Here is a 12,071-nt window from a genome sequence, read left to right as displayed (position 1 = left end):
CAGGGCGAGTCGCTTACGATGCGACTCGGGAAGCGTCTTTCGTCACACGGCGCCGTGATTTGCCTGGCTTATAGGCTTGCACCACGCGCCAGCCCAGCAGGGCCAGGATAAGCGACAGATAGACCAACGCATCAAACTCCCAAGTCTTGCCGACCATCACGAAATGCGCACCGCCCAGCAAAGCGGCCGGATACACCAAACGATGAAGCTTGCGCCATTTCGGCCCCAGCTTGCGCACCGACCAGTTGTTCGAGGTCATCGCAAGGGGCAACAGCAGAACGAACGCGGCCATGCCCACCGTGATATATGGGCGTTTCAGAATGTCTTTCCAGATTTCAGACAGGATCTGCACGTCCAAAATCAGCCACACCAGAAGGTGTGTTGAGACGAAATAGAAAGTCAGAACTCCGATGGCACGGCGAAAGCGCATCAAGTTCAACCCGGTTATGGTGCGCACGGGGGTCACCAGCAAACCGGCAATCAGTGCTTGAAGCGCCAAGCGGCCCAACTCGTGCTCCAACGCCTTGACCGGCTCGACCCCCATCGACCCGGTGGCGGCCAAATACAGCAACCATGCGGGCCACAATGCGCCGAGCAGGTAAACCGTCCAGACAGGCACCCGGCGCGATGCCGCATTGATCCGGTCAACCACACCCATCAGTGGTTCACCACAAGGTCCATACCATCATAAAGGCTGGCGACCTCGTCAGCATAACCGTTGAACATCAGAGTTTCCTGCCGCTTGGCGAACAACCCACCCCCGATCGGCTTCTCATACGCCTGTGACCAACGGGGATGACTAACCTCGGGGTTCACGTTGGAATAAAACCCGTATTCGTTGGGTTGCAGCATATTCCACGTGGTTTGCGGCTCTTTATCCGTCAGTGTCACGCGCACAATCGACTTGATCGACTTGTAGCCATATTTCCACGGCACGACCAACCGCAGCGGCGCGCCGTTTTGTTTTGGCATCGGCTCATCATATATGCCCGTGGCCATGATGGTCAGCGGGTGCATGGCTTCGTCCAGCCGCAACCCCTCGCGATAAGGCCATTCAAGGCTGACCGATCTCTGCCCTGGCATTTCTTCGGGCCGGTAGAGGGTCTGAAAAGCCACATACTTGGCGGCACCCTGCACGCCTGCAAGATCCAACAACTGGTTCAACTCAAACCCAACCCACGGCACAACCATCGACCATGTCTCGACGCAGCGGAACCGATAGATGCGTTCTTCTTGTGTGACCTTGGTCAGAATATCCTCAAGCCCATAAGAGCCAGGCCGATCCACCATCCCATCAATTTCGACGGACCACGGGTCAATCGTTAGCATATGGGCGTTGTTGGCGGGGTCACCCTTGGCTGATCCAAATTCATAGAAGTTGTTATAGGACGCAATGTCCTCAAGCGGGTTGGGTTTCAGATCAGTCGAATATTTCGACGCACCCAGCGCCGGGCCAAGCGCCATGCCAGCGGCCAACCCGGCAGCACCGCCCATCAACTGCCGCCGATTCAGGTAATCGGCACGCGGTGTGACGTCGGAATATTTCAGCACATTCTTATAAGCCATCTGGCACCCCTTCTTTGTTCGTCTGGGATTGACCTAAGGCCACCCGGAGGCAAATCCAACGCACAATGGCTCACGTCCCCGCTAAGCAGTTGTAACATTTTTTCGACTGCACGGGTAAGTCAGGCCCCAAAACCGCACCGCGACCGCAGCAACAGAATCGCGCGAGATGCTTGGAACCAACCGATTCTGCGGCAGCGCGAAGCCGCCCACAGGCTGATTTTCCGTTTTATCGGCTGTATGCCGCCCAAACCGACACTTTACATCAGAGCCGTTTTGCCCAGCCCGCCATCACCCGTTTGGCCGTGCGGAAACTCGCCTGAGAAAAACAGTGTTTTCCGCAGCTTGGCGCCGAAAACAGCCCCGCCCCAAGGCCCCCCAAGACCCCAGACAGTCGCCATGTTCTATATCGTTCTGCATCCACGTTGGTGCGACTAACAAATTTTGGAGTAATCGAATGAAAACCACATCTCTTGCTGCCGCCCTTCTGATGGCCGGTTCGACTGCACTGATGGCTCAAGATGCTGTTCTGGATGCGAACGAAGACGGAGAAATCACAATGGAAGAACTGGTTGCAGTATATCCTGATGTGACCGCCGAAGCCTTCTCGGCTGCGGATGCAGACGGAAACGGCACCTTGAACGCCGACGAAATCGCTGCTGCACAAGAAGCTGGCACGATCCCGTCCGAGATGTGAGGTTTCCCCACCTCACCCGCTCACGGCAAGATGCCCCGTCGGTCATACCGGCGGGGCATTTTGTTTGTGTCAGATGCGCTTGGGCGCAGACGGGCTTAGTGCACCACCGCATCCTGCGGCGGTTGCTGGTTCGAACTTGAGACACGATCGCCAATGATCAGCCCGTCCGCGCCAGCCGTAACCGAAATGGTATCGCCATCCATCACGTCACCGGCCAACAGCATTTCTGCCAGCTGGTCCTGAAGGGCGCGTTGGATCACACGTTTCAAGGGCCGGGCACCGAATACCGGATCATAGCCTTCATCTGCCAGCCATTTGCGTGCGCCATCGTCCAGTTCTAGGGCGATGTTGCGACGGGCAAGACGGCGTGCAAGACGCTCCAACTGGATGTCAACAATGCCACCCATATCACCCCGGCCCAGCCGGTCGAAGATGATGGTTTCGTCCAGACGGTTCAGGAATTCGGGGCGGAAATGAGCCCGCACCGCATCCATCACATCGCGTTTGGCGTCCGAGGCATCCGCCCCGTCCGGCAACTGGCTCAGTGCCTGCGCCCCAAGGTTCGACGTCAGAATGATCAGCGTCTGCTTGAAATCAACCGTGCGGCCCTGACCATCGGTCAGCACACCGTCGTCCAAAACCTGCAACAGCACGTTGAACACGTCAGGGTGCGCCTTCTCGACCTCGTCAAACAGCACGACCTGATAGGGTCGGCGCCGCACGGCTTCGGTCAGAACACCACCTTCGTCATATCCAACATAACCCGGAGGCGCACCGATCAAACGCGCGACCGCGTGTTTCTCCATGAACTCGGACATGTCCACGCGAACCATCGCGTTGTCGTCGTCAAACAGATACTCGGCCACTGCCTTGGTCAGCTCGGTTTTACCCACGCCGGTCGGCCCAAGGAACAAGAACGACCCAAGCGGGCGGTTCTCGTCGTGCAACCCGGCGCGCGCGCGGCGCACCGCGTTCGAAACCGCCGTCACCGCAGTGGATTGGCCGATCACACGCTTGTGCAGCTCGTCTTCCATCCGAAGCAGTTTATCACGCTCGCCTTCCAGCATTTTCGACGTCGGGATACCTGTCCAACGCTCGACCACACTTGCGATCTGTTCCGGCCTCACGGCTTCTTCGACCATCATGTCGGCCTCGGCAGCTTCAGCATCTTGCAGCTTTTTCTCAAGCCCCGGAATGACGCCATAGGACAGCTCGCCAGCCTTCGCCAGGTTGCCTTCGCGCTTGGCCGAATCCAATTCGGCACGGGCACGGTCCAGTTGCTCTTTCAAATCGCGGGCACCTTCCAGCTTGTCACGCTCGGCTTGCCACTTAGCGGTCATCGAGCCAGATTTCTCCTGCAAATCAGACAGTTCAGCCTCGAGTTTTTCAAGCCGATCCTTCGATGCCTTGTCATCCTCGACCCGCAGGGCTTCGGCCTCGATCTGCATTTGCAGAATCTGGCGATCCAACGCGTCCAGTTCTTCGGGCTTGCTGTCCACCTCCATCCGCAACCGGCTGGCGGCTTCGTCCACAAGGTCAATGGCCTTGTCGGGCAGGAAACGGTCGGTGATATACCGATGGCTCAACGTGGCGGCGGCGACCAGCGCGCTGTCGGAAATACGCACCCCGTGGTGGAGTTCGTATTTCTCTTTAATACCGCGCAGGATCGACACAGTGTCTTCGACCGTCGGTTCTTCGACCAGAACAGGCTGGAACCGGCGGGCAAGGGCTGCGTCCTTTTCCACGTATTTGCGATATTCGTTCAGCGTCGTAGCACCGACACAGTGCAATTCACCGCGTGCCAGCGCCGGTTTGATCAGGTTGGCCGCGTCCATCGCGCCATCCGATTTACCAGCCCCGACCAGCGTGTGCATCTCGTCAATGAACAGAATGATTTCACCGGCAGCGGCGGTCACTTCGCTCAGAACCGCTTTCATGCGTTCCTCAAATTCACCGCGGTATTTCGCACCGGCAATCAGAGCACCCATATCCAGCGCCAACAGCTTCTTGTTGCGCAGGCTTTCAGGTACGTCACCATTGATGATGCGCAGGGCCAGACCCTCGGCAATTGCGGTCTTACCCACGCCGGGTTCCCCGATCAGAACCGGGTTGTTTTTGGTGCGGCGGCTCAGAACCTGCATCGTGCGACGAATTTCCTCGTCACGCCCAATAATGGGGTCGATCTTGCCTTGCTCGGCAGCTTCGGTCAGGTCGCGGGCATATTTTGACAATGCCTCATAGCTGTCTTCGGCACTGGCACTGTCGGCCGTGCGCCCCTGCCGCACTTCATTGATCGCCGCGTTCAGCTTCTTGGCATCCACGGCACCGGCATCAAGCGCGTCGCGCGCGTTGGATTTGGTCATCGCCAAGGCGGTCAGCAGCCGTTCAACCGGAACAAAACTATCTCCGGCCTGCTTGGCCAGTTTCTGCGCCTCGTCCAGAACACGGGCGGTGGCGTTATCCATGTAAACCTGCGCGGCGTCGCCCGTCACCTTCGACAGCTTGCCGATAGAGACATCAACGGCCTCGGTCACACGTTCGGGTGACCCACCTGCCTTGCGGATCAAGTTGGCGGCCATGCCCTCTTCGTCATCCATCAGGGCTTTCAACAGATGCTCGGGAACCAGTCGCTGGTGGTTTTCGCGCATAGCGATGGTCTGGGCGGCCTGAATGAAACCACGCGACCGTTCAGTGAACTTGTTCAAGTCCATATCACTCTCCTTAATAAAGCGCCCCATTTTGGAGTGCCCACGCTCGCGGCACACCCCCTTGGGCCTCGGAATAAAGATGGGAACGGGTCGGAAAAATGCAAGATGGAAGGCGTGTGAACGGTCCTTTTTTGCGCGCCAGAACAGCACATAACGGCCCGCATGAATTGCCTTTGCACCCGACTATGTTTAGGACAGGCCAACCCAAGTTGCAGGAGCCCCCAATGTCCGATGACCGCCTGATCGTTGCCCTTGATGTCCCCAACGCGCTTGAGGGGCTTCAACTTGCCGAAACGCTGGGGGACGCGGTGGGTTTTTACAAGATCGGGCTGGGTATGCTGACTGGCGGCGGGCTGGCATTGGCCAACGAATTGAAGGCCGAACACGGCAAGAAGATCTTTCTGGATATGAAGCTTTTCGACATTGGTAACACGGTCGAAGCCGCCGTGCGTGGATTGGCGCAGTTCGATCTGGATTTTTTGACCGTGCATGGCGATCCCCATGTCGTGCGCGCTGCGCAAGAAGGTAAGGGGGCGAGCGACCTGAAGATTCTTGCCGTCACGATCCTGACCTCGTTGGATCGGGCTGATCTGGATGCATCCCTGATCAAGCCGGGTGATATTCAGGATTTGGTGCTGGAACGCGCCGCGCTGGCATTCGACGCAGGCGCCGATGGCATCATCGCCTCACCGCAAGAGGCAAAGCTGATACGCGCCCTGCCCGAAGCAAATGGCAAACTGATCGTGACCCCCGGGGTGCGACCCGCAGGTGCCGACCGGGGCGACCAGAAACGCATCGCCACACCCGCGCAGGCCGTGGCCGACGGCGTCGATCACATCGTGGTGGGTCGACCAATCTGCCAAGCTGACAATCCCAAAGCCGCAGCCGAAGCGATTCTGGCTGAACTTTCTGCACATTGAGCGGCCACTGATAATCGTCGGAAACTCGTGAAAACGTGACCCTTCTTGACGCGCAGCCCCCTTGCCACAACCGGACAATCCCCAGAACATGCGTTTGACAGTGGCGGCGCATATTGCCCCCGGAAGCGACAGCTTTTATTTTGATAGTGTCCGAGGTCCGTATGCAAGACACCGACCCCCATCCCGATAACTCCACCGTGCTGCGCTTGCGCCGGGCGATCGGCGCGATCGGGCTGACCCTGCCCTTCGTGTTGGTCGCCAACGTGTTCCTTTTCGACGTGCCGATGCAGGAATCGATCTCGGATTTCTTCTTCACGGAACTGCGCGAGGTCTTCGTGTCGGCCGCGGCAGGCGTGGGCCTGTTTCTGGTCGCCTACGAAGGATACGCTCGTCGCCCGGCCGAAATTCTGACAGACCGGCTTGTGTCAACCGTAGCCGGGGTTTCGATCTTCGCCACCGCCTTCGTGCCAACCCTGTGCAATCGCGAGGCCTGCTATGCCCCGCTGGCCTTGTTCGACCGCCTGATCCCGCCCGCAATGGATCAGTTGCAACAAACGATCCACTTTTCGGCAGCAGGGCTGTTTCTAATCTTCATGGGGATCACATCGCTTCGCCTTTTCACGCGCTGCACAAGTGCGATGCCGGACACACACAAACAGCGCAGAAACCTGTGCTATCGCTTCTTTGGCTGGACGATTCTTGCAATGGTCGCCTTGATCGGCTTCGTCAAGCTGGCATTGCCCGATCTGGGCGCGGTATGGGACGCAGAGTGGTCTTTCACCTTCTGGGCCGAAAGCGTCGCGCTTTGGGCGCTGGGGCTAAGCTGGCTGCTGAAAGGCGGCACAATGGAGCGGCAAATCCCGTTTCTGTTCGGCGCCGAGGCCCAGTGACCTGGTCGTTCAGTTGTCGTTGATGTCGATGTCAATGCGTTTCGACTGCCCTTTACGCACCCCTATCACCTGTCGCAAGACCAGCCAAACCGCCAGCGACACGACAGCGAACAAGACCATGGTCCAAGGCAGGCTGGGCGCCAATCCGAAAAATAACAGCAACCCAACCACCGCCGCACCGACCGAGAAACCGACAAATATGAAACCGGGGGCAAGCATTTCAAGAATGCCCAGCGCGATGGCGCCAGCAACCCAGGCCCACCACGTCGTCCACAACATCACGGTTTTCCTTTCAGAAGCTTAAACGCATCGCCAAACGCGTCCAGCGCGTTGGCGGGCAGGATGATGGTCTGTTTTCCGTCACCGTTGCCCACGGCGGTCAAAGCCTCCACCTGTTTCAGGGCGACCTGATACTGCGCGGCCTCAAGCCCGTTTTCTGCGATGGCCTTGGCGACAACTTGCGTTGCGTAGGCTTCGGCATCGGCTGAGATCCGGCGCGCCTTGGCGGTCTGTTCGGCAGCGTAAAGTTCGGCATCGGCAGCCAGTTCGACCGCCCGGCGCTTGCCTTCGGCTTCGGTGACCTGCGCGCGGCGCGCACGTTCAGCATTCAACTGCTGCAACATCGCCTCGCGCGTTGCGTTGTCCAGGTTCACGTCAAGAATCTCGGCCCGCGTCACCTCGATCCCCCAATCATCCACAGCATCCGCCACCTGTTGCTTGATTTTTGAAATCAGCTGCTGGCGGTTGGATTGCACTTCGTCCAGTTCCATCTCGCCGATACCCGACCGCACGATGCCTGCGACAGTCGTCGAAATTGCGGCATCCACATCGCGAATGCGGTAGACGGTCTTTTCAGGTTCAAGAATGCGGTAAAAGACACTGGTATCCACCTGCACAAGGACGTTGTCCGAGGTGATGGCGTCCTGACTGGCAGTTGGCAGCTGACGCTCCAAAATCGACACCTTATGGCGCACACGGTCCAGAAACGGCACAATAAAGTTGATTCCCGGTCCCAGAACCGATTGCAGACGTCCAAAACGCTCCACCACGTATTTCTGGCTTTGCGGCACAATCTTGACGCCCAAAAGCACCGAAATAATCAGGAACACCGCCAATAGCAGTAGGACAGTGTTGCCTCCGCCCAAATCCACTGGGAGTTCATTCATCATAAGAACCTTTCACTTTCCGGATAATCTCAGAAAGATGTTATCATTTGATTGCTTGTTCAACATAATGTTGCGCATGTCCAGAAAAGGTGACTCTGTCGCCCATAATCGCCTTTCATCGGCTCAATACCACCAGCCCGTGTTTGAAGCGCGCCCTTGCATCGGATACAAACCCACATGCCCGCCGTTTGCCGAGAATGCCTGACCCAATTCGACGATGGTCGCCGCTGCCCGTCCTGCCGCAGCCCTCGGGTCACGTCACACCCGGAACTGTTTGATCTGAACATCGCACATATGGATTGCGACGCGTTCTATGCCTCGGTCGAAAAGCGCGACAATCCGGAATTGGCGGATAAGCCCGTGATCATTGGCGGAGGCAAACGAGGCGTCGTATCGACCGCGTGCTATGTGGCGCGCATCCGGGGGGTGCGGTCTGCAATGCCGATGTTTCAGGCGCTGAAGCTGTGCCCGGACGCCGTGGTGATCAAACCGCGCGGCAGCCATTATGCGGCGGTGTCGAAACAGATCCGCGCGATGATGGACGACCTTTCACCGTCGATCGAGCCGCTGTCGCTGGACGAGGCATTCATCGACATGACCGGCACCGCGAAGCTGCACGGCGCGCCTCCTGCGGTGATGCTGGCGGGTCTGGTCAAACGCATGCGCGACGAGTTGGGGCTGACCGGCTCCATCGGGCTGAGCCACAACAAGTTTCTAGCCAAGGTCGCGTCTGATCTGGACAAGCCACGGGGATTTTCGGTGATCGGTAAGGCTGAAACGGCAAGCTTTCTGCGTGACAAGCCCGTAGGTCTGATCTGGGGCGTAGGCGGCGTCAGTCAGGCCGCACTTGAGAAGGCCGGCATTCGCACCTTCGCCGACCTGCTGCGCTGGGAAAAGACAGACCTTGTGGCGCGGTTCGGCGGCATGGGCGAACGGCTGTGGCACTTGGCACGCGGGGAAGACAAACGCCGGGTGTCGGCACATGCGCCGGTCAAGTCAATCTCGAACGAAACCACATTTTTCGAGGACACATCCGACATTGACCTGCTGGACGGCCACCTGTGGCGGCTGTCCGAGAAGGTCTCGGACCGTGCAAAGGCGCGCGATCTGGCAGGGCGGGTTGTAACGCTGAAGCTGAAGCGCGCCGATTTTCGTTCGCTAAGCCGTCAGACTAATCTGGGCGACATGACACAATCGGCGGACCGCATTTATCAGACGGTTCGATCGTTGTTTGACACGGTGGCGGACAAGGGGCCGTTTCGTTTGATCGGTGTGGGGCTTAGCCATCTTGGGCCGTCCGAAGATGCAGACAGAAGCGATGATCTGCTTGACCCCAAAGCGAGCCAACGACGCGCTGCGGAACGCGCGACTGACAAGATACGCGCCCGCTTCGGTGACGGTATCATCCTGAAGGGGCGCGCGTTCCGCTGACACCTACTCAGCCGCCAATGCGTTTTCACATCGTCCGATTGCGGCAATCTCGGCGATGACCGCGGCAAGGCGGCTTTGAATTTCGCAAAAATGCTCATTCGGCTGCACGGTTTGTTCGTTCAAATAAAGCGCGCGGTCGATTTCGACCTGAACGACATGCTGATTGCGTTGGGGGCGTCCGTAATGCTGCGCCATATACGCCCCGGCGAAAGGGGCGTTCCGTGCGGTGTGAAACCCCGCGCGGATGAATGCGGCCTCGACCCGATCTACGATATGGGGGGCGGCAGAGGCGCCAAAACGATCACCCAACACCACCTCGGGGCAGCGGCGGGCGCCTCTGCAAAGATTCGTCACCGCCTCGTGCGGCATCGAATGGCAATCGATCAAGGTCGTTTCGCCAAACATGGCAATGCTGCGGTCCAGAAGGGCTTGCAGCGTCGTGTGATAAGGGTGCCAATGATCAGTCAACCGAAGCTGCGCGTCGCGCAAGGTCATTTTACCGCGATAAATCGCCCGTCCGCCCGCCACGACACGCGGGATCACCCCCAAACCAGACGACACCCGCGGATTGTGATTAACCCGGCGCAATCCCTTGATTAAAGCCGGGTCAAGTTCATCTGGCCCCCGGTTCAGATCAACGTAGGCACGCGGCGTATTTGCCAACAACAGCGGCGCGCCATAATCAGGGGCAACTTCGCAAAGTTTATCGACATAGGCATCTTCTGACGACCGAATCGCTTGTTCATCCAGAACGCTGCTGCGCAGGAAGGGCAACGGATAGTCCCGCCCGCTATGCGGCGAGGCAAACACCACACTTGTCGTGCGCGCCTTCGGCATTATCAGCATATAAGAGGGTGTCGACATCCGAAGTCCTTTGCGCCTTTCCTATAAAGTATATAAAGGGAAAAATTCTCTGGTCAAAAGGCCTTGCGCACCGCGACGACTCCTTTTATAGAACCGCGAACCGGCGCGGGTTTTCCCGCGTCGATATTTTTGGATTGGTCGCTTTGACCCATTCAGGAAAAGTTTCAGGGCGATTAGCTCAGCGGTAGAGCACTTCGTTGACATCGAAGGGGTCACTGGTTCAATCCCAGTATCGCCCACCATGAACCGCCGAAAGACCAAGTGGTCAGACGGTAAAATGAAGCCCAGGCGCAACCGCAGCGCCGCGTTGAAGGAGAAGGACCATGAAAGTCCGCAACTCGCTCCGCTCGCTGAAAAACCGCCACCGCGATTGCCGCGTGGTGCGCCGGAAAGGCCGCGTTTACGTGATCAACAAAACGCAACGCCGCTTTAAAGCCCGCCAGGGCTGAACGCTTCAGCAGCGATAAAGAAAAGGCCGCCCAGTGGGCGGCTTTTTTCGTTTCATGTCGCGACGACCAAAAAAGATAAGGGCCGAAGCAGCGATGCCTCAGCCCTTTTCATAGAACGTCGCTTGGTCAGTCGTAAACCCGTTGGTCGTCGATCACCTTGCCATCATTGGGCAGGCTGCCTTTTGCGACAATCTCGATCTGACCTTTCAGCTTCAGCGTCTCGGCCACCGATTGCGCATAGGGGGCCGGATCGGTTGCGTCGCTTTCGATCTGCACGGTCATGGCGTCCATCTCGCCGTTACGGGTGGCTATAACGCGGACTTTTGAAACCTCGGCGTGTTTGGCGACGAAATCGGCAACCTGTTCGGGACGCACGAACATGCCCTTGATCTTCGCGGTCTGATCGGCGCGGCCCATCCAACCCTTGATCCGCATATTGGTGCGGCCACATGGGCTGGTGCCCGGCAACACTGCCGACAGATCGCCAGTGGCAAAACGGATCAGGGGATAGTCGGGGTTAAGGGTCGTGACGACAACCTCGCCCACCTCGCCTTCGGCCACGGGGTCGCCGGTGCCGGGGCGCACGATTTCGACGATCACGCCTTCGTCGACGATCATCCCCTCCATCGCATCGGTTTCATAGGCGATGTTGCCCAGATCGGCGGTGGCATAGCTTTGCAGGCAGGTGATGCCGCGATCGGCGTATTCCTGACGCAGGCTGGGGAATAATGCCCCACCGCCAACAGCGGCCTTGGTGATCTTCAGCGTCACCCCATCCGCGTCCGCACGATCCAGAATGATCTTCAGATAGTCCGGCGTTCCCGCATAAGCAGTCGTGCCGATATCTGCCGCCGCGCGCACCTGAAGTTCGGTCTGGCCAACGCCTGCGGGGACCACAGACGCGCCGACGGCCTGCGCGCCGTTTTCAAAGATCATCCCGGCTGGCGTCAGGTGGTAGCCAAAGCAGTTTTGAACGATATCATCTGCACCGATCCCGCAGGCATGCAAAAACCGCCCCATGCGCCACCAGTCATGACTGACGCCGCCGGGCTCATAGATCGGGCCCGGGGATTGAAAGATATGCGCGGGCTTCTTGACCGCGAAGCCGCCGAAGGGCGGGTTTGCCGTCTGTCGCTTACTCAGATCCGACTTTCGCAGCACTGGATACTGCGCCAGATCAGCAAGCGTTTTGATGTCCGGCCCAGACAGTTGACCGGCATTATCCGCTGTTCTGGCGCGCGCGATCTGCACGCGCAGACCGTCGATCAATGCGCTTGTGCGTTCGTCCTGCGAACGGGTTTCCAGCGCGTCAAAATACTTGGACATGAGCGACCTCTTGTCATCACCCGAGCTATTCCGGGCCTTCGTTGAATGGGTTCGGTT

At 58.4% G+C, this 12,071-nt stretch carries 13 protein-coding genes and 1 tRNA gene; 6 read left to right on the top strand and 8 right to left on the bottom strand.

All coding sequences use genetic code 11. The annotated features are described in order from the left end of the window. Positions 1–13 precede the first annotated feature (13 nt). The 3 genes from msrQ to MN186_RS02270 form a co-directional block, all read right to left on the bottom strand. Positions 14–658, bottom strand: a complete 645-nt coding sequence (msrQ, locus tag MN186_RS02280) for a protein-methionine-sulfoxide reductase heme-binding subunit MsrQ (protein ID WP_242111255.1) — start codon at positions 656–658, stop codon at positions 14–16. Then, positions 658–1,566, bottom strand: a complete 909-nt coding sequence (msrP, locus tag MN186_RS02275; RefSeq protein ID WP_242111254.1) for a protein-methionine-sulfoxide reductase catalytic subunit MsrP — start codon at positions 1,564–1,566, stop codon at positions 658–660. Before msrP ends, msrQ begins: the two co-directional genes overlap by 1 nt. Positions 1,567–1,823: 257 nt before the next feature. Beyond that, entirely contained in the window at positions 1,824–1,964 is a 141-nt protein-coding gene (locus MN186_RS02270) for a hypothetical protein (RefSeq protein ID WP_242111252.1), read from the bottom strand. A gap of 56 nt (positions 1,965–2,020) precedes the next feature. Here MN186_RS02270 and MN186_RS02265 point away from each other — a divergent pair, with 56 nt between their 5' ends. Then, positions 2,021–2,260 (top strand): EF-hand domain-containing protein, encoded by a 240-nt coding sequence (locus MN186_RS02265; RefSeq protein ID WP_242111251.1) that lies wholly within the window; start codon positions 2,021–2,023, stop codon positions 2,258–2,260. A gap of 95 nt (positions 2,261–2,355) precedes the next feature. Here MN186_RS02265 and clpB read toward each other — a convergent pair whose 3' ends face one another. Next, complete coding sequence (gene clpB, locus MN186_RS02260; RefSeq protein ID WP_242111249.1) at positions 2,356–4,971, bottom strand: ATP-dependent chaperone ClpB; 2,616 nt, start codon at positions 4,969–4,971, stop codon at positions 2,356–2,358. Between the two features lie 221 nt (positions 4,972–5,192). Between clpB and pyrF the strand changes: the two genes are divergently transcribed. Continuing rightward, the gene (gene pyrF / locus MN186_RS02255; protein WP_242111248.1) at positions 5,193–5,888 is read left to right on the top strand and encodes an orotidine-5'-phosphate decarboxylase; all 696 of its coding nucleotides are present in this window, start codon (positions 5,193–5,195) and stop codon (positions 5,886–5,888) included. A 161-nt stretch (positions 5,889–6,049) separates the two neighbouring features. Continuing rightward, positions 6,050–6,778, top strand: coding sequence for a hypothetical protein (locus MN186_RS02250; RefSeq protein ID WP_242111247.1), 729 nt, complete (start codon positions 6,050–6,052; stop codon positions 6,776–6,778). 9 nt (positions 6,779–6,787) lie between these two features. Here the strand turns inward: MN186_RS02250 and MN186_RS02245 are convergent, their stop codons facing one another. Both MN186_RS02245 and MN186_RS02240 read right to left on the bottom strand, forming a co-directional pair. Next, positions 6,788–7,057 carry an NfeD family protein gene (locus MN186_RS02245; RefSeq protein WP_242111245.1) on the bottom strand — a complete coding sequence of 90 codons (270 nt, stop codon included), beginning with the start codon at positions 7,055–7,057 and terminating at the stop codon, positions 6,788–6,790. After that, positions 7,057–7,944 carry an SPFH domain-containing protein gene (locus MN186_RS02240; RefSeq protein ID WP_420838884.1) on the bottom strand — a complete coding sequence of 296 codons (888 nt, stop codon included), beginning with the start codon at positions 7,942–7,944 and terminating at the stop codon, positions 7,057–7,059. The genes MN186_RS02245 and MN186_RS02240 overlap by 1 nt, the downstream gene beginning before the upstream one ends. 177 nt (positions 7,945–8,121) lie before the next feature. Here MN186_RS02240 and MN186_RS02235 point away from each other — a divergent pair, with 177 nt between their 5' ends. Beyond that, positions 8,122–9,375 (top strand): DNA polymerase IV, encoded by a 1,254-nt coding sequence (locus MN186_RS02235; RefSeq protein WP_242111242.1) that lies wholly within the window; start codon positions 8,122–8,124, stop codon positions 9,373–9,375. Positions 9,376–9,378: 3 nt separating this feature from the next. Here the strand turns inward: MN186_RS02235 and MN186_RS02230 are convergent, their stop codons facing one another. Then, the gene (locus tag MN186_RS02230) at positions 9,379–10,239 is read right to left on the bottom strand and encodes an N-formylglutamate amidohydrolase (protein ID WP_242111241.1); all 861 of its coding nucleotides are present in this window, start codon (positions 10,237–10,239) and stop codon (positions 9,379–9,381) included. 167 nt (positions 10,240–10,406) lie between these two features. On the opposite strand from MN186_RS02230, the gene MN186_RS02225 reads away from it, so the two are divergent. Both MN186_RS02225 and ykgO read left to right on the top strand, forming a co-directional pair. Next, a tRNA-Val gene (locus MN186_RS02225) sits at positions 10,407–10,481 on the top strand. Between the two features lie 81 nt (positions 10,482–10,562). After that, positions 10,563–10,688: a type B 50S ribosomal protein L36 gene (ykgO, locus tag MN186_RS02220; protein WP_005850168.1), complete on the top strand. Its 126-nt coding sequence runs from the start codon at positions 10,563–10,565 to the stop codon at positions 10,686–10,688. Positions 10,689–10,814: 126 nt separating this feature from the next. Here ykgO and MN186_RS02215 read toward each other — a convergent pair whose 3' ends face one another. Continuing rightward, positions 10,815–12,014 carry a phenylacetate--CoA ligase family protein gene (locus MN186_RS02215; protein ID WP_242111239.1) on the bottom strand — a complete coding sequence of 400 codons (1,200 nt, stop codon included), beginning with the start codon at positions 12,012–12,014 and terminating at the stop codon, positions 10,815–10,817. Positions 12,015–12,071 lie beyond the last annotated feature (57 nt).

The organism is Aliiroseovarius sediminis (assembly GCF_022678485.1).
In the GTDB taxonomy this organism is placed as follows: Bacteria; Pseudomonadota; Alphaproteobacteria; order Rhodobacterales; family Rhodobacteraceae; genus Aliiroseovarius; species Aliiroseovarius sediminis.
The sequence above is the reverse complement of the archived record's forward strand: the minus strand, read 5'-3'. Positions and strand labels throughout refer to the sequence as shown.